The sequence below is a fragment of the Ruegeria sp. AO1 genome (assembly GCF_056535985.1).
On the sequence record NZ_JBQFJC010000001.1, the window covers coordinates 515,994 to 533,201 of the forward strand.

The window sequence follows — 17,208 nt, forward strand, 5'->3', positions numbered from 1 at the left end:
ACAATAGGACTGACAGCCGGAAGATGAATATAGACAAGAAGATCACTGACGACCTGGTGGCGAATGATATTTCGTTCGTGACCACCGTCCCCTGCAAACAACTGGCTGGCGTCATTGAAGAGATCGACCAGCGCGAAGGCATCTATCACATCCCGTCAAACAAAGAGGATGAGGGGATGGGTCTGTGTGCAGGCGCTTGGATGGGTGGCAAGCGCCCGGCCATTATCATGCAGAACACAGCGATCGGAGTGACGATCAACACATTGGCGACTCTGATCCAGTACTACCGGATGCCACTTCCGATGCTGATCTCGTACCGCGGTGAGCTGCGCGAGCCGATTGCCTGCCAGGTTGAGATGGCTGTTCACACCAAAGCGTTGTTGGCGCAGCTCAATATTCCGACTTACCACTTTCACCATCAGGTGGATGTGGCCGAGTTGGATGCGATCCTGAAATACACGTTCATGTGCAACAAGCCGGTTGCCATTCTGACCGACGCCAACTTCTGGGGAGGCTATGGCGACCAATGATCCGTTCCGAAATCCTGAAAGAAATCGCTCCTATCCTGCGGGATCAACTGGTGGTTTGCAACATCGGCATTCCTAGCCAAGAGCTTCATGCGATTGATGACCAGCCAACGAATTTCTACATGCTGGGCACGATGGGGTTGGCTTCATCCATAGGTCTGGGGTTGGCCCTGTCCCAGCCCAAGCCGGTGATCGTGATCGACGGGGACGGCTCCGTTCTGACTAATCTGGGAACTCTGCCGACCATCGCGAACAACGTGGCTGACAATTACATCCTGCTGATCGTCGACAATGGCTCATACGGATCCACCGGGGATCAGCCGACCTATGCTGGGTTGAAGACGTCGCTGGCGAAAATGGCGGCTGCGGCAGGATGTGAGCACGTGATTGAATGCGCCGCCGAAGATACAGGTCGCGTGTTGCAAGAGGCGCTGGACGCCCAGCAGATGACCATCATCGTCAGCAAATGCGAAAGTGGCAACGCCAAGATGCCGCCGATCACGATGGACCCGGTGGTGATCCGAGATCGGTTTATGAAGGCCGTACAGGCCTGAACACCTCTTCGGTTTTGCTGAATGCACTGATCAAAGCCGTCCGTTGCGGGCGGCTTTGGTACTAAATGTCTAGCGCGACAGAAGACGCCGTTTCTCGGCCATAACCTCGCGGCGCTGCTGTTCTATCCCTGTCCTGAAGGAGCGCTCGACAAAGTCTATATGGTCTAGCGCGGCCTGTTCGGCGCGCTTTTCGTCTCCGTCAATCACCGCTTGACCCAGGGCAAGGTGCTGATCCAGCAGCTGTTTGCCCGAACCGTCAATCGATTTCAGGAAACTGCGGTTATAGAAAACGCCGCGCTTGGTCAGTTCGTAGATCGAGGCCATCATATGTATTAAAGTTGCGTTCTGGCTTGCGTCGACGATGGCAGCATGCAGGGCGAAATCCGCTTCGCGTGAGGCTTGCGCATCGTTCGCCTCCCACGCCCGAACATTCTCGTCGAGGATTTCGGCGATCCTCTCCTTGTCGGCCTTGGTGGACCTGCGCGCGGCAAGACGGGCGGCAAAGCCTTCTTGTTCGCGGCGGTATTCCAGGTGGTCGAAAAAGGCAGGCTCATGCCGTTCGTAGAGCGCCAGAAGGGCCGGCAACATCGCTTGCCCGGTTAGGGCAGCGACAAAGGTCCCCTCACCATGCTGAGTGGTGACCAGCCCGCGCTCTTCCAGCACGGCCAGTGCTTCGCGCAGCTTTGGCCTTGAGACCCGAAGCATCTCGGCCAGATCCCTCTCGGACGGCAGCTTGCGGCCCTGTTTCAGAATACCCGACGCGATGAGGTCTTCGATCTGTGCCACTACGGCATCGGCCAGCGATTCGTGTCCGACCGGTTCAAAAATCGCCTTGGTGTTCATGGGATATACCTAAGTAAGATGCCGAAGTGAGATATATTGGTAAATAAATGTAACCATATTGGTGCGTTTTTCAAGCGTTCAGTTCCAGCATTGAAATGCAGCTTAACGCTTTTAATAGAATAAGAATTTCCGAAAACACGAAGTAATCCATACAAACTTAGTGCGCCCAGTCAGGGACATTTTTGCAGATCCAGTGGTAAACAAAGTTATTGACTGAACGGCACTGGTAAAGTTAGTGAACCACTAGTGCAAACCCGCAAGGGTCTGCGTTTGTGTTTGAGGCAGATGCCCGACTCACCCAGGAGGAGACATTATGAAAAAGACCCTGACGAGCCTTGCCGTAGCCGCCAGCCTGATGGCCGCACCTGCGGTTGCTAAAGATAAGCTGCTGTTGAAAACCCCGATTGCATTCTCGACCGAACTGCCTGGTCTTGGTTCGCCAATCCCGCGCGTTGCCGAGCAGTTGGACCTGATGTCGGGTGGTACGCTGAAGATGAAGGTGTATGAGCCAGGCAAACTGGTTCCGCCGTTTGAAATTCTGGATGCTGTATCCACTGGCAAGATCAACTCGGGCTATACCACCGCCGGTTACTGGGCGGGTAAAATCCCGGCTGCTCCGTTGTTCTCGGCCGTTCCTTTCGGCCCTGAGGCGGGCGAATACATGGCATGGCTCTACTACGGCAACGGCATGACGCTGTACCAGGAGATGTATGATCAGGCCGGCTACAACGTCCACGTGGTCCCGTGCGCTGTCATTGCCCCCGAAACCTCGGGCTGGTTCGCCTCCGAGATCAACTCACCCGAAGACCTGAGCGGCCTGAAGATGCGTTTCTTCGGTCTGGGCGGCAAGGTTATGCAGAAACTGGGTGTTGCGACCTCTTTGCTGCCCGGTGGTGAGATATTCCCGGCACTGGAAAAAGGTGCGATCGACGCGACCGAGTTCTCGATGCCCGCCATCGACGCGCGTCTGGGCTTCCACAAGCTGGTCAAGTTCAACTACTTCCCCGGCTGGCACCAGCAAGCGACCGTGTTCGAATTGATGATCAACAAAGACGTCTGGGCAGAGACCAGCGACCAGCACAAGGCCATCATCGAAAACGCCTGTAAGGCTTCGATGGCCGACAGCTTTGCCGAAGGCGAAGCGATCCAGCACGCAGCGCTGATCGACAACGTTGAAAACAACGGTGTCACCCTTAAGCAGTGGTCGCCCGAGATGTTGGATACCTTCCGCAGCACTTGGGAAGAGGTCGCCGCCGAAGAGGCCGCAAATGACGCTTTCTTTGCCAAGGTTCTGGCCGACATGACCGAGTTCCGTGACGGCTACAACCTCTGGAAGACCAACGCCTTCCTCCCACGTCAGTAACGTCCTCACTGACGTTTCTGGGGCAGCGGACACTGCTGCCCCAGTCGATTTCTGATCTTCGGATTTTCCAAACTTTCACCGCCCTTGCACAGGGCTGCCGGGCGAGGAATGACCATGAGCAATCCAAATACCACCAAAGATCCGGTTGAGGCCTATGAAGGCATCCTGGAGCATCCCGATACCGACCGTCAAAAAATCGCCGTTGCCATTGATACCAGCGTCAAAGCTGTCGGTCATGTCGTCATGTGGGCGAATGTGCTGCTGATGGCGGCGATTTTTTCGCAGGTCGCGCTGCGCTATCTGCTCAGCCAGAACTACCCCAAACTGGATGAGATCCAGTGGCACTTCTACGGCATCGTTACGATGATCGGCATCTCATATGCCTTGATCACGGACAGCCACGTACGCGTTGATGTACTGCACATGCAATTGTCCCGCCGGGCGCAGCGGATCATTGAGGTGATCGGCATTCTGACCCTGCTGACCCCGTTCATCTATCTGATGATAGATCAGGGCTATGACTATTTCTACGAAAGCTTCCGCGTCAACGAACGCTCGGACAGCCCCACCGGTCTGCCTGCGCGTTGGGCCTTTAAGGCGGTCATTCCGATCAGCTTTGTTCTGTTGGCGCTGGCTGCGCTGGCGCGGCTGATCCACGACGGGCACGCACTGATGTACGGGCCGGCTTCGGAACGCGAGGGCGCTCCGCTGCGCCGTATCCTGCTGGTGCTGGCTGTGTTCGCCGCCGTCTGTGTGGGCCTGACCTTCCTGGTCGAAACAACCGAGGAAAAGCTGGTCATCGCGATGTTCCTGACCTTCATCGCGTTGCTCTTTACCGGCTATCCGGTGGCTTGGGTGCTGGCAGGTGTGGGCGTCGCCTACTGTGGTCTCGCATATCTGTTCGACAATGACCTGATGCTGTGGACCGGTTTGGAGAGCACATTTACCGGACTCGACTACCTGACCCTCGGCGCAGTGGTGAACCGGGTCTACGCGACCATGTCCAACGCGGTTCTGGTCGCGCTGCCGATGTTCATCTTCATGGGCCTGATGCTGGACGAATCCGGTGTGGCCGAGCGTCTGATGACCTCGATGCAGCGCCTGTTCGGCACCGTGCGGGGTGGTCTTGCCATCACCGTGACCCTGATCGGGATCATACTGGCGGCCTCGACCGGCATTATCGGGGCCTCCGTAGTGCTGCTGGGCGTGCTGTCTTTGCCGTCGATGATGCAGCAGAAATACCAGCCGACACTGGCGGCAGGTGTGGTCTCTGCTTCGGGAACGCTGGGTATCCTGATCCCACCCTCGATCATGCTGGTGATCATGGCCGACCAGATGGCTCTGTCCGTCGGCGACCTGTTCATGGCCGCTGTTTTTCCCGGTGTGATCATTGGGGGGCTATACCTGACCTATATCTTCATCCTCGCACAGGTGAAGCGTGACGCGGCCCCCGTGCCCGAAGGGGCAAAGGCGCCCGACTGGGATGCTGTCAAAGACGTTCTGATCGCGGTCATTCCAACGCTGCTGTTGATCCTCGCGGTTCTGGGCTCGATCTTCGGAGGTTTGACCACCCCGACCGAGGCCTCTGGCATAGGCGCATTGGGCGCGACGCTGCTGGCGCTGGGATATCGCAAGCTGACCTTCGCGAAACTATGGAACGTGCTGGTTTCGACCTTCAACACCACCGCTTATATCTTCGCGATCTTCCTTGGTGCGACGGTATTCTCCTATGTTCTGCGTGAACTTGGCGGCGATGAACTGATCGAGCACGTGGTCCAATCCACCGGCTTTGGTGCCAATGGCACGATCCTGTTCATCCTGTTCATCGTATTCCTGCTGGGCTTTGTGTTGGACTGGATCGAGATCACCCTGATCGTGCTGCCTCTGATGCGTCCGATCGTGAACGGCCTTGGCATCGACATTCCGGGCTTCGGAGTGCTGGATGAACCCGCGTTGGTCTGGTTCGTGATCCTCGTGGCGGTGACCCTGCAAACCAGCTTCCTGACCCCGCCGGTTGGCTTCGCGCTCTTCTACCTGAAAGGCGTCTGCCCGCCCGAGATCAAGCTGATGCATATCTACAAAGGCATCATCCCTTTTGTGCTGCTACAACTGACCGGATTGGCGCTTGTCTTCCTATGGCCGACACTCGCCACTTGGCTGCCCTCTGTGGCGTACTAAGGAGATCACGCTATGCGTCTCAAGCATTGCCACAACTTTCACGACTTCCGGCAGCTTGCCAAGCGCCGCCTACCGGGGCCGATCTTCAACTATATCGATGGCGGCGCGGATGATGAGGTGACCTATCGCCAGAACACCGCCGCTTTCGACCGCTGTGATCTGCTGCCCTCGGTTCTGCGCGGGGTAAAGGAAGTGGACATGTCCGTCACCGTGATGGGGCAAAAGCTGGACATGCCGTTCTACTGCTCGCCCACCGCTCTGCAGCGGCTGTTTCACCATCAGGGCGAACGCGCTGTGGCCGCTGCGGCCGAGAAATATGGCACCATGTTCGGTGTCTCATCTCTGGGGACTGTCTCGCTTGAAGAACTGCGCAAGAAACACAAGAACCCGCAAGTCTATCAGTTCTACTTCCACAAAGATCGCGGCCTGAACGCGGCCATGATGCAGCGCGCGAAAGAGACGGGGGTCGAGGTCATGATGCTAACTGTCGACAGCATCACCGGCGGCAATCGCGAGCGTGACCTGCGCACCGGTTTCTCGATCCCGTTCCGCCTGACATTGGGTGGCATGATCCAGTTTGCGATCAAGCCGATGTGGGGGATCAACTATGTCACCCACGAAAAATTCCGCCTGCCGCAATTGGAAGAGCATGTGGATATGGGTGGCGGCGCCAGCTCGATCGGCAGTTATTTCACCGAGATGCTGGACCCGTCGATGAATTGGGATGATGTCGCGCAGATGGTGCGTGATTGGGACGGTCAGTTCTGCCTCAAGGGGATCATGACCGTCGAAGATGCCAAACGCGCGGCCGAGATTGGCTGTACGGGGATCATTCTGTCGAACCACGGTGGGCGGCAGCTGGATGGCTCACGCACGCCGTTCGATCAACTGGCCGAGATCGTAGATGCGGTTGGCGACAAGCTGGACGTGATCATGGACAGTGGCATTCAGCGCGGTACCCATGTGCTGAAGGCGCTTTCGATTGGGGCCAAAGCGGTCGGTGTTGGACGTCAGTACCTGTATCCTCTGGCCGCCGCTGGTCAGCCTGGTGTTGAACGCGCGCTCGGCCTCATGCGGGCCGAGATCGAGCGTGACATGAAGCTGATGGGTGTGACCAGAATCGACCAACTGAGCCGCGAGAACATCCGTTTCCGCGCTGCATAAAGACACGAGGGATGCCATGACCAATGACGCGTTGATTGAACATTTCCGCTCTGTCGTTGGTGCGCGGCATGTCCTGACTGGCGAACGCGCGACGGAACGGTTCCGGCGCGGCTTTCGCTCGGGCGAGGGCGAGGCGCTGTGCGTCATCCAGCCCGGCAGCCTTCTGGAGCAGTGGAAGGTCCTGAAGGCCTGCGTTGCAGCCGATAAGATTGTCATCATGCAGGCGGCCAATACCGGCCTCACCGAAGGGTCGACCCCCTCGGGCAGCTATGACCGGGACGTGGTACTGATCAATACGCGACGCATGGACTCTCTGGTGCCACTGAACGACGGCGAGCAGATCGTCAGCTTTCCCGGCGCCACCCTGTTTGCACTGGAAAAACTGTTGGCCCCACTGGGTCGAGAGCCGCATTCGGTGATCGGCTCCTCATGTATAGGCGCGTCGATTGTGGGCGGGGTCTGCAACAACTCGGGCGGGTCACTGGTGGAACGCGGCCCTGTTTACACCGAACTCTCCGTCCACGCGCGGATATCCGAGAAGGGCGAGCTGGAGCTGGTCAACCATCTGGGAATTGATCTGGGCGACACGCCGGACGAGATCCTGGCAAATCTCGATGCAGGCACGTTCGACCGCAACCCGGGGGCCACGAACAAACGCGCCTCGGCCAGTGACTACGCGCAGATCGTGCGCGACGTCGACGCCGAAACGCCTGCGCGGTTCAACGCGGACAAGGCCAAGCTGTTCGAATCCGCTGGCTCGGCGGGCAAGCTGGCCGTCTTTGCCGTACGGCTTGATACGTTCCCAAAGAACGAGGCCGAGAAGGTCTTTTACATCGGAACAAACAGCCCCGATGATCTGGCCGCCCTGCGCCGTCACATCCTATCCGAATTCAAGTCGCTGCCCGTTTCCGCCGAATACATGCAGCGCGAGGTGTTCGACATCACGGCGCGCTACGGCAAGGATACGGTCGTGATGATCGACAAGCTGGGCACTGACCGGCTGCCGATGTTCTTTGCGCTCAAAGGCGCAGTGGATGCCCGCCTGCGCCGAATTCCCTTCCTGCGCAACTTCACCGACCGCTTCATGCAGATGGCGGTCTCGGTCTGGCCGCGTGTCTTGCCGAAACGGATGGTCGCGTTTCGTGACCGCTACGAACACCATCTGATCCTGAAGATGAAGAACGAAGGGATTGCCGAGGCTGCCGAATGGCTGCCCACATTCCTGAAAGATCGTGACGGCGATGCTTTTGAGTGCACCCCGCGCGAGGCCAAGATCGCGGGCTTGCACCGCTTTGCCGCGGCCGGGGCTGCCGTCAGGTACATGGCGCTGCATGGCAACGAGGTGGAAGACATCATTGCGCTCGACGTAGCCTTGCGGCGCAATGATCAGGATTGGCTTGAGACGCTTCCGCCCGAGATTGAGGGCCAACTGGTCCACAAGCTCTACTACGGTCATTTCATGTGCCACGTGATGCATCAGGACTACGTGGTCAAAAAAGGCGCCGATCCTAAGGCCTTGAAAGCCGCGATGTTGGAGTTGTTCGACACGCGCGGCGCGGAATACCCAGCTGAACATAATGTGGGGCATTTGTACACGGCCAAGCCCGATCTGGCCGCCCATTACAAATGCTGTGATCCGACCAATTCCTTCAATCCGGGGATCGGTAAAATGTCCAAAGCTCGAAACTACGCCGAGCCCGAATAACTCGGACGCAGGATGCGTATGGTCAGGGCCTTGATCGCTCCTCAAACCTGAGGTCAAGCGCGGGTTTCACGGCTGCGTTGAGGCAAAAAAATCCAGCCCTACGGGAATCCCCCAATTTCGCCATCTGTCGCGGCCCGCTAAACAAGAGACAACAACTGGCCCCGACGGGCTATACAGAGTTTCCCCGATGAGGGGCTGGTCCATACCCCCTCGGCCGGCCCCTCAATAATTTTCAGGGTCTGCGCTGAGGCCTATTTCACCTGAGCAGACATCTGCACCATCCGCGCGACCAGGGGCGGAATCTCGTCCGCCTTGTCATAGGCAACGTCGTGCGGGATATCTGTCACCGGCGACTTTCGATAGCCTTGCGTGAACAGGAGAAACGGGATCTTGGCGCGCTCGGCTGTTTCTGCGTCCACCTCGCTGTCACCCACGAAAACACGCGACCCATGAGCTGGCAATGCGTCGAAGCTTGCGAATAGATGCTGAGGGTCGGGTTTCCTTGTGGTCAGGCTATCACCGCCTAGCACCACATCGAAATATCGCGACAGGTCCAGTACGTCGAGAATATGCCGGGCCGGGGCCTCGGGCTTGTTGGTGCAGACGCCCAGTATGTGCCCCTGCGATTGCAAACTGGCCAACGCCTGAGGAATGCCGGGATAGGGCACCGTCGTTCTGCTGGCCCCTGCCGTGTAATGCGCGAGCGTCACTTTCGTCAGCTCTTCGTGACGGTCCAAGGGCAATTCGCAGTGCCGGATCATACGCTCGACCAGCTTGGGCAGGCCGTTGCCTACGAATCGCCCTATCACCTCGCGCGGCAGAGGGGGCAGGTCGAGATCGCTCAGCGTCTGGTTTGCGGCTGCAACGATGTCGCCCAGGCTGTCGACCAGAGTTCCATCCAGATCAAATACAATTGCCGCGCCCATAGTAACCTCAGTGTTTTGCCTATGCATTCAGGCCTAACCTGCCCATCAAGAAGGCGCAACACGGCAACTTTCTGCAAGCGCAAATGCGCGACTTGACAATCCTTACTAAAATAATCAGAATAAAGACAGAAGCCGCCAGCCATCCCAGACTCGGGTCAGCCAGGTCATTGAAAAAGCGAACAGTTCAGGCCCTTGCCTGAGATACTCCGGAGTTGTCAAATGAACGCGCAGACCCCTATCGCCACCCAGTCCTTTGCCGTATCCGTGCTGCCTTCGCACAAGGCCGAAGAGCTGACCAAAGGCGGCAATCTCGCCCATATCGAACTGGGTGATCAGCTTTATACGCTGCGCATCACCCGTGCCGGCAAACTGATCCTGACAAAATGAGCAGCCCGTCGTCTCGGGGCGGCGCTGCGGTTGGCCGTCTGACAGACCTTGCCCCAATCGAAGCAGGCGCGGTGATGTATCTGCGCCTCTGGAGCGAAGGCGCCAGAGGCCGCGCAGACGCTGCCAGTGATTTCGACATTGCCCTGGGCGCAGATCAAGGGCGCGCCGCGATGCTGACCTTGGATCGTCTTTGCTCGCTTTGCGCCAGCCACGGCCACCGTCCATTGATCCGGCATGGATTAGGATGCGCCTGTCTGGGCGCGGATGAGAACTGTTTTGCCCAGATGATTGCGGCCGCTTCTGAGGGCGCGCGGGAAGACGCGATGATGATGGCCTCACTGATCGTGCGTCCGGATTTCGCGCCGGCGCTTGCCTCTTTGTCAGAAGAGCTGGGGATGGCCTTGCGCCGCATGACAGCCGCCGTTCCAATACCGACAACCGGTCATCAGACCCCCTCGGCCGTGTTGCATTGATCGGCAAATGAAACCCCGGCGGTCGCGCCGGGGTTTCTACCTAGCAGCAGCCACATCCCGCGTGATGGTGATCGTGGTCGCAAACCGGGGCAGGGGAATAGTCGCCGACGCCTTTCAGAACATCGCGCAACGCCCATAGGATCATATCCACATCCTCGACCTCAATGGTCAGGGGCGGGCGGATTTTCAGTATGTTGTCTTTCGGGCCTTCACTGCCGATCAGGATACGATGATCGCGCATCCGGTTTTTCACAAAACTGCAGATCTCGGTCCCTTCCGATCCATCCGGATTGATCAGTTCAACCCCCAGAAACAGACCCATCCCGCGCACGTCGCCAACGCAGCCGAACTCGGATTCGATCTGACGCAGACCCGCCATCAGACGGTCGCCCATGGCGCGGGCATTGTCCTGCAGGCCTTCGTCATCGACGATGTCCAGAACCTCTTTCCCGATGCGGCAGGACAGGGTGGAGCCGCCGAAGGTCGAGAAGAACTCGATCCCGTTGTCAAAGCTCTGGGCGATTTCCTTGGTCGTCACCAGCACGCCCAGAGGGTGACCGTTGCCGATGGGTTTGCCCATGACAACGATATCGGGCAGTGCGTCTTGGTGTTCGAAACCGAAATAGTATTCGCCCAGCCGTCCAAGCCCGGTTTGAACTTCATCCGCGATACAGACGCCGCCTGCGGCGCGGATTTTCTCATAAACTGCAGGAAGATAACCTTTCGGCGGAATGATCTGCCCACCGACTGAGGGGAAGGTCTCGGCGATGAAACCGGCCACGCCCTGACCTTTCTCTTGCAAAGCAGCAATCGCCGGGTCCACGAGATCTGCGTATTTTTGCGCGCGGTCAGCGTCGTCACGTTTGAACGAGCCACGGTAGTCATCCGCGACCTCAACCAGCTCAACCCAATCAACCTGACCGATCCCCCCGGGTTTGTTGAACTTGTAGGCCGACATGGCAACTGCCGCGTTCGTGTTGCCGTGATAGCCGTGATCCGGCGTCACGATCCCCTTGGCGCCGGTATGGGCGCGGGCCAGACGCAGGGCCAATTCGTTGGCTTCGGTGCCTGAATTGACGAAGAAGCAAACCTCAAAGTGATCCGGCAGTTTCGATAGCACCTTGTCGGCAAATGTGGTCTGCGCCGGGTGCAGATAGCGGGTGTTCGAGTTCATCCGCTTCAGCTGATCCGCCGCAACGGCCTGAATGCGCGGGTGGGCGTGGCCCACATGCGGGACGTTGTTATAGGCGTCCAGATAGGGGCGACCCCACTCGTCGAACAGGTGGTGTTTCCAACCGCGCACGAGCATGACCGGGTCATTGTAGGTCAGGCTCAGATTGCCGCCGAAATGATCGTGACGCCCTTGCAGAACGGCCTGTTTGTCAGTCGGCTGATAGCAAACCTTGTCATCGGCCAGATTCAGCAAAGCCGCCGGGTTCGGGCAGACCGCGTTCCATAGCTCCAGCTCATCCGGGTCAGCGACGCCGGGCCAGTCAGCCTCCATGCCGTCGGTTGTCAGGGCAAGCTGGAAATGCACATGCGGGGCCCATCCACCGTTTTGCGAGGCATCCCCAAGCCGCACGAACGCAGCGCCCTGAGCCACCGGATCGCCCGGTTTCAGACGGTCACAAACCTCTGGGTCCAGATGGCCGTAGAGCGTATAGAAAGGATCCCCCTCGGGCGTTTCATGATGCAGGATCACCACGCCGCCATAGTCGAGATGGCTGTTGCGGTTCTCGACCACTTCGACCCGACCGCTCATTGGGGCGTGCAAAACTGTGCCGGCGGGCGCAAAGACATCCACGGCCAGATGCACCGTACGCCGGTCCGAGGCTTTCCAAGGCCCCTTGCGGAACCCGGGCTCGGCATAGATCAGGCGGGGTTCGTTGTAGTAACCCAGCCACAGGCCCTCACCGAATTCATCACCCACCCGCGCGGCTTCTTCGAGCGGCATATGGAACGGGTTCTGCGGCCATGTGGAGTTCTCAACAGAAAGAGACCCCATTGGCACATCGCTCAGGTCCTGGCCAAACATCTCGGCAAAGTGGCCGCGATGGTCGGAGAGGTAGGCGTGGATGCGCTCAGCCCCGTCGACGACAGGCAAGCCGCAAGCGCTGCGCAAGCGGGCGGACATCAAGCCGCCATTGACGGCTTCGTTCTCAAGGAACCGCCAAGCCGAGGCCTGACTGATGGTCACATAAGGGTCGTCAGGGTTTTCAGCCGCCATCAGGGTCGAGTTCACTACGGATACCGCCAGCCGCATGCGCAGCAGGGGCCAGATCAGATCGACCTCCTCGGCGCTCAGCCGATTGGCGGCGTGATAGCCTTGGACCAGAGCGGTCAGCGCGCGTTCGGGTTTCGGGTGATCCAGAACGATATAGGCCCCGGCAATGGCGACCTCACAAATACGCGGCGCGGCGCACATGTCGCCCAGGTCGATCAGGCCGGATACGGTACGACGTTCGCTCAGCTCTCCTTCGACGAGGATGTTGTAGTCATTGGCGTCGTTGTGAATGGCTTGGGTGGGAAGGGTTTGCAGCGCATCTGAGACGGCAGTGAAACCCTGCACAATTTCGCCCAACAGCGCGCGGCGGGACGGGTCGCTGACCGCGTCCAGTTGATCTGCGATCCAGTCGCCTTGCATCAGGTCCCATTTGAAATCGTCCCGCTGCAGGCTGTCATGCGCAAACCCGGCCAGAGCGCGATCGGTTGCGCCAAGAACACGCCCCAGCTTCAGGATCAAATCTTCGGATTTCGGCTCGACCTTGGCGTAGCACTGGCCCGGAAGGCGCTCCAACAACCACGCCAAACGCGGGTCACCTTCCTGATCTTCGATCTCGGGCAGGACCGCACCATCCAACGAGGGGAATACCTTGGGGAAGGGCAGACCCGGCGCCTCAGCCGCGATATGTTCGAGCGCCTTGACTTGAAGGTCGACAAACTCTGGCTCGCACCCCGCGCGCATGACTTTCAGGACATAATCCTGACCGTTCTTCGCTTCGACCAGAAAGTTCAGGTCATACTCTCCGTCCAGCCGTGTCAGACGGGCCTCCAACCCCCAAAACTTGCGCAGAGCATCTGCCCAGAAATCACTCATGTCTTTCATTCCCATCCCTATCCGCCGCGCAACGCGGATCTCTTCATCTGGCTAAAAATATCCTCGGGGGTGAATTGGCCCATAGGGCCAAGAGGGGGCAGACAGCCCCCTTAATCCAACGCCCGCAACCGCTTGATCAGCGACGAGGTATCCCACCGCCCACCACCAAGTTTTTGCACATCCTTGTAGAATTGATCCACCAGCGCGGTGACAGGCAAAGACGCGGCCGTCTCATTGGCTGTGTCGAGACAGATACCCAGATCCTTGCGCATCCAGTCCACTGCAAAGCCGTGGTCGAAATGGTCGTCGAGCATAGTCTCGTACCGGTTCGCCATCTGCCAGCTGCCCGCCGCACCCTGGCTGATCACCTCAACCACCGCGCGCCCGTCCAGACCGGCCTTTTCGGCGAAATGCAGCGCTTCGCTGAGGCCTTGGACCAGACCGGCGATGGCGATCTGGTTGCACATCTTGGTCATCTGACCGGCACCGCTGTCGCCAATCCGGCGACAGATTTTCGAATAGACCTGCATGATCGGCTCTGCCGCATCAAACGCCGCCTGATCGCCGCCGCACATAATCGACAGCACGCCATTCTCGGCCCCGGCTTGACCGCCGGAGATCGGCGCGTCGACAAAAGAGATCCCTCGCCCTTTAGCCGTTTCGTAAAGCTCGCGCGTCACCTTGGCCGAGACGGTCGTGTGATCCACAAAGATCGTGCCATCCGTCATCCCGGCAAAGGCACCATCCGCACCGGTACAGACCATCCGCAGGTCGTCATCATTGCCAACGCAGGACATGACGAATTCTGCCCCCTCCGCAGCTTCTTTGGGGGTCGTCGCAATTGCGCCGCCATGTTCAGCCACCCAGGCCTCGGCCTTGGAGGCGGTCCGATTGTAAACGGTGACCTGATGCCCTGCAGCCTGAAGATGCCCAGCCATGGGATAACCCATGACGCCCAAACCAAGAAACGCGACTTTTGCCATGGGATTATCCTCTCCGCTGACCGGCATTGCTTGATTGCCGGAGTGTTTGGCACTGACAAAGCAAAGCCTGCGCGAAAGGGCAACCCCGTGTTAGCTGTTCCCGCCTAGATCCTTCAGGATCGGGCAGTCCGGTCGGTCGTCTCCGGCGCAGGCCTCGACCAAATGACTCAGCGTGTCGCGCATCGCCTTGAGGTCGGCGATTTTTGCGTCGAACTGCGCCAGATGATCCCGTGCAACTTGCTTTACATCCGCGCTCGCCCGGCTTTCATCTTCATATAGCGCCAGCAGTGTGCGGCAGTCTTCGATGGTAAACCCCAAGGCGCGGGCGCGCCCTAGAAAGGTTAGCTTGTGAATGTCCTGTTCGCGAAACCGGCGATAGCCGTTGTCATCGCGCAGAGGTTTGATCAGCGCGATATCCTCATAGTAGCGGATCGTTTTCGCAGGCAGTCCGGTGCGGGTTGAGACATCGCCAATATTCATGCGTGGGCCTCCTTCGCGGTTTTTTGCGCACCTTCCGCGACGTTGGGGCGGACCCACCGCAGACGCAGCGCATTTGTGACGACAAAGACACTGGACAGGGCCATCGCGCCCGCCGCAAGCACCGGAGACAGCAATGGCCCGCCAAAGGGGTACAGCACTCCGGCGGCCACAGGGATCAGCAAAGTGTTATAGCCAAACGCCCATCCGAGGTTCTGACGGATATTGCGCATCGTCCGATGGCTGATGTCGATTGCGTTCACGACGCCGCGCAGATCGCCGGACATCAGAACCACATCTGCAGCCTCGATCGCGACATCCGTTCCGGTGCCGATGGCGACGCCAACATCAGCTGCCGCCAGAGCAGGTGCGTCGTTGATCCCATCGCCCACAAAGGCGAGCGCGCCGAATTCGCTGCGCAAGCCCTCTAGCGTCTTCTGTTTGTCGCCGGGCAGTAAGTCGGCGGCCACGTGATCAAGGCCTAGCCTGTCGGCCATCGCTTGCGCCGTCTGCGCGTTATCTCCGGTTACCATGGCAAGCGTCAGGCCCATATCGTGTAGCTTGGCCAGCGCCTCGGCCGTGCCCGGCTTCACAGGGTCCGAGACAGCCAGACTGGCTGCCGCCACTCCATCAATGGCCAAGAACAGTGGGCTCGCCCCCTGCGCGGCCCGTGCATCGGCGTCTGGCTTCAGATCCGAGATATCCACGCCATTCTGATGCATCAATTTGTATGAGCCAATCAGCAGGTCATGCCCCTCTGCGCGGCCCTGAAGGCCAAGGCCGGTGAGGGACCGAACCTGAGAAACCTCGGGCAGATCAGAAGGCCCGGCGCGGGTGATAGCAGTGCCAATAGGGTGTTCCGACCGGGATTCGATCGCGGCCGCCAGTCGCAGCACCATATCCTGCTCAAACCCGTTGGTGGTGGTCACGTGGTCGAGTTCGGGGCGCCCGAGGGTCAGCGTACCGGTTTTGTCGAAGGCGACCACCTTGGTCTGCTGCAAGTGTTGCAGCGCATCGCCCTTGCGGAACAAAACACCCAGCTCCGCCGCACGGCCCGTTCCCACCATGATCGAGGTCGGCGTGGCCAGACCCATGGCGCACGGGCAGGCGATGATCAGGACCGATACCCCGGCCACCAGCGCCAGCGGCAGGGACGGAGAAGGCCCGAAGATCAGCCAAGCAGTAATGGTCAAAGCCGCAACCAGCATCACCGCTGGAACAAAGCGATAGGTCAGCCGGTCGACCAGGCTTTGGATGGGCAGCTTTGCCCCCTGGGCCTGTTCCACCATCGCGATGACCTGGGCCAGAACCGTATCCGCACCAACGCGAGTCGCCTGCACACGCAGCGCGCCGGTTCCGTTCACGGTGCCCCCCACCACGGGGTCGCCAGCGGATTTGCCAACCGGTACCGGCTCTCCCGTAATCATGCTTTCATCAACGTAAGAGGTTCCGTCGAGGATATCTCCATCCACCGGAACGCGTTCCCCGGGGCGGATCTGTAGAACGTCGCCCACCGCTATTTCAGCAATGGGGCGGTCCTCGGTTGCGCCATTTTGTTCGACGCGCGCAGTTTTAGGCTGAAGCCCGATCAGCGCGCGGATGGCCGCGCCGGTTTTGCCCTTGGCGCGCGCCTCCATCATGCGGCCCAGCAGGATCAGAACAATGATCACCGCTGCGGCTTCAAAATACACATTCGCTGTACCCTGTGGCAGCAGGCCGGGCGCGAAAGTCGAGATGATGGAGAACAGATAGGCCGCCCCGGTCCCCAAAGCGACCAGAGCATTCATGTCCGGCACCCCGCGCAGCAGGGACGGAATGCCCTTGGCGTAGAACACGCGTCCCGGGCCAATCAACAGGGCCGTTGTCAGGGCAAACTGGATCAGATAGCTGGTGTGCTGTCCGAGAGTTGCGTGAACCCAATGGTGGAATGGGGGAAGCATATGCCCGCCCATCTCCAGAACAAATACGGGCAGGGCCAAAATGGCGGCCAGCACTGTCGCGCGTTTCAGGTCGCGTGCCTCATCCGTCGTTTCACCGGACCGCGTTTCCGACCCCGGAGACATCTTGAGCTGCGCGGGAAATCCAAGCTGAGTTGTGATCTGGGCCAGCGCTTGCGGCGTGGTCGCGCCCTCGACATAGGTGACCGACGCGCTTTGGTTGGCGAGGTTCACGCTGGCCTCAAGAACGCCAGGGCTTGCTTGCAGAGTACGTTCGATCTTGGCCACGCAGGACGCGCAATTCATCCCGGTGATCTGCAAAGCGGTCTGATGCGTTGCCGCCGGATAGCCAGCGGCCTGCAATGCATCGCTGAGGGCGGAGACCGGGCCGTCAAACGTGACCTGAGCCGTCTGGGTCGCAAAATTGACCGAGGCGTCCTGCACGCCGGGAACAGCCTGCAAGGCAGCCTCGGCGCGTCCAACGCATGAGGCACAGCTCATGCCCGTGATTTTCAATTGAGTGCCCTTTGTCATGCGACTCATCCCGACAGATATCTTGTTATCCACATGGGGGTTCCAGTGACAGGAAGGTCA

At 59.2% G+C, this 17,208-nt stretch carries 13 protein-coding genes and 1 pseudogene; 8 read left to right on the plus strand and 6 right to left on the minus strand.

What is annotated here, in order from left to right; all coding sequences use genetic code 11:
• Positions 1-23 precede the first annotated feature (23 nt).
• Positions 24-530 (plus strand): sulfopyruvate decarboxylase subunit alpha, encoded by a 507-nt coding sequence (locus ACR3FB_RS02575; protein WP_480563835.1) that lies wholly within the window; start codon positions 24-26, stop codon positions 528-530.
• The gene (gene comE / locus ACR3FB_RS02580; protein ID WP_480563837.1) at positions 527-1,081 is read left to right on the plus strand and encodes a sulfopyruvate decarboxylase subunit beta; all 555 of its coding nucleotides are present in this window, start codon (positions 527-529) and stop codon (positions 1,079-1,081) included. Before ACR3FB_RS02575 ends, comE begins: the two co-directional genes overlap by 4 nt.
• Positions 1,082-1,150: 69 nt before the next feature.
• Here the strand turns inward: comE and ACR3FB_RS02585 are convergent, their stop codons facing one another.
• Positions 1,151-1,924, minus strand: a complete 774-nt coding sequence (locus ACR3FB_RS02585; protein WP_170468578.1) for a FadR/GntR family transcriptional regulator — start codon at positions 1,922-1,924, stop codon at positions 1,151-1,153.
• 313 nt (positions 1,925-2,237) lie between these two features.
• Here ACR3FB_RS02585 and ACR3FB_RS02590 point away from each other — a divergent pair, with 313 nt between their 5' ends.
• The 4 genes from ACR3FB_RS02590 (at position 2,238) to dld (ending at position 8,334) form a co-directional block, all read left to right on the plus strand.
• Entirely contained in the window at positions 2,238-3,287 is a 1,050-nt protein-coding gene (locus tag ACR3FB_RS02590) for a TRAP transporter substrate-binding protein (RefSeq protein WP_480563839.1), read from the plus strand.
• Positions 3,288-3,401: 114 nt separating this feature from the next.
• Entirely contained in the window at positions 3,402-5,465 is a 2,064-nt protein-coding gene (locus ACR3FB_RS02595) for a TRAP transporter large permease subunit (protein ID WP_170380532.1), read from the plus strand.
• Between the two features lie 12 nt (positions 5,466-5,477).
• On the plus strand, positions 5,478-6,629 hold the full coding sequence (locus tag ACR3FB_RS02600; RefSeq protein ID WP_480563841.1) for an alpha-hydroxy acid oxidase: 1,152 nt from the start codon (positions 5,478-5,480) through the stop codon (positions 6,627-6,629).
• A gap of 16 nt (positions 6,630-6,645) precedes the next feature.
• Entirely contained in the window at positions 6,646-8,334 is a 1,689-nt protein-coding gene (dld, locus tag ACR3FB_RS02605) for a D-lactate dehydrogenase (protein WP_480563843.1), read from the plus strand.
• A gap of 251 nt (positions 8,335-8,585) precedes the next feature.
• On the opposite strand, the gene gph is transcribed toward dld, so the two are convergent.
• Positions 8,586-9,287 carry a phosphoglycolate phosphatase gene (gph, locus tag ACR3FB_RS02610; protein ID WP_480563845.1) on the minus strand — a complete coding sequence of 234 codons (702 nt, stop codon included), beginning with the start codon at positions 9,285-9,287 and terminating at the stop codon, positions 8,586-8,588.
• A gap of 192 nt (positions 9,288-9,479) precedes the next feature.
• On the opposite strand from gph, the gene hemP reads away from it, so the two are divergent.
• A complete protein-coding gene (hemP, locus tag ACR3FB_RS02615) occupies positions 9,480-9,647 on the plus strand; it encodes a hemin uptake protein HemP (protein WP_170468565.1) in 168 nt (55 codons plus the stop codon).
• Positions 9,644-10,120 carry a hypothetical protein gene (locus ACR3FB_RS02620; protein ID WP_480563847.1) on the plus strand — a complete coding sequence of 159 codons (477 nt, stop codon included), beginning with the start codon at positions 9,644-9,646 and terminating at the stop codon, positions 10,118-10,120. Before hemP ends, ACR3FB_RS02620 begins: the two co-directional genes overlap by 4 nt.
• 40 nt (positions 10,121-10,160) lie before the next feature.
• On the opposite strand, the gene ACR3FB_RS02625 is transcribed toward ACR3FB_RS02620, so the two are convergent.
• From ACR3FB_RS02625 to ACR3FB_RS02640, 4 genes and pseudogenes are all read right to left on the minus strand, one after another.
• Complete coding sequence (locus ACR3FB_RS02625; RefSeq protein WP_480563849.1) at positions 10,161-13,226, minus strand: aminotransferase class III-fold pyridoxal phosphate-dependent enzyme; 3,066 nt, start codon at positions 13,224-13,226, stop codon at positions 10,161-10,163.
• A gap of 101 nt (positions 13,227-13,327) precedes the next feature.
• Positions 13,328-14,263, minus strand: a pseudogene (locus tag ACR3FB_RS02630) (NAD(P)-dependent oxidoreductase); the annotation flags it as partial.
• Positions 14,264-14,290: 27 nt separating this feature from the next.
• Positions 14,291-14,680, minus strand: a complete 390-nt coding sequence (gene cueR / locus ACR3FB_RS02635; RefSeq protein ID WP_480563851.1) for a Cu(I)-responsive transcriptional regulator — start codon at positions 14,678-14,680, stop codon at positions 14,291-14,293.
• Positions 14,677-17,148, minus strand: coding sequence for a heavy metal translocating P-type ATPase (locus tag ACR3FB_RS02640; protein WP_480563853.1), 2,472 nt, complete (start codon positions 17,146-17,148; stop codon positions 14,677-14,679). Before ACR3FB_RS02640 ends, cueR begins: the two co-directional genes overlap by 4 nt.
• Positions 17,149-17,208: the final 60 nt, after the last annotated feature.

Bases quoted from the DNA above. Each gene is read 5' to 3' on its own strand.
- ACR3FB_RS02575 (WP_480563835.1), top strand. From the start codon at position 24: ATGAATATAGACAAGAAGATCACTGACGACCTGGTGGCGAATGATATT.
- comE (WP_480563837.1), top strand. From the start codon at position 527: ATGATCCGTTCCGAAATCCTGAAAGAAATCGCTCCTATCCTGCGGGAT.
- ACR3FB_RS02585 (WP_170468578.1), bottom strand. From the start codon at position 1,924: ATGAACACCAAGGCGATTTTTGAACCGGTCGGACACGAATCGCTGGCC.
- ACR3FB_RS02590 (WP_480563839.1), top strand. From the start codon at position 2,238: ATGAAAAAGACCCTGACGAGCCTTGCCGTAGCCGCCAGCCTGATGGCC.
- ACR3FB_RS02595 (WP_170380532.1), top strand. From the start codon at position 3,402: ATGAGCAATCCAAATACCACCAAAGATCCGGTTGAGGCCTATGAAGGC.
- ACR3FB_RS02600 (WP_480563841.1), top strand. From the start codon at position 5,478: ATGCGTCTCAAGCATTGCCACAACTTTCACGACTTCCGGCAGCTTGCC.
- dld (WP_480563843.1), top strand. From the start codon at position 6,646: ATGACCAATGACGCGTTGATTGAACATTTCCGCTCTGTCGTTGGTGCG.
- gph (WP_480563845.1), bottom strand. From the start codon at position 9,287: ATGCATAGGCAAAACACTGAGGTTACTATGGGCGCGGCAATTGTATTT.
- hemP (WP_170468565.1), top strand. From the start codon at position 9,480: ATGAACGCGCAGACCCCTATCGCCACCCAGTCCTTTGCCGTATCCGTG.
- ACR3FB_RS02620 (WP_480563847.1), top strand. From the start codon at position 9,644: ATGAGCAGCCCGTCGTCTCGGGGCGGCGCTGCGGTTGGCCGTCTGACA.
- ACR3FB_RS02625 (WP_480563849.1), bottom strand. From the start codon at position 13,226: ATGAAAGACATGAGTGATTTCTGGGCAGATGCTCTGCGCAAGTTTTGG.
- cueR (WP_480563851.1), bottom strand. From the start codon at position 14,680: ATGAATATTGGCGATGTCTCAACCCGCACCGGACTGCCTGCGAAAACG.
- ACR3FB_RS02640 (WP_480563853.1), bottom strand. From the start codon at position 17,148: ATGACAAAGGGCACTCAATTGAAAATCACGGGCATGAGCTGTGCCTCA.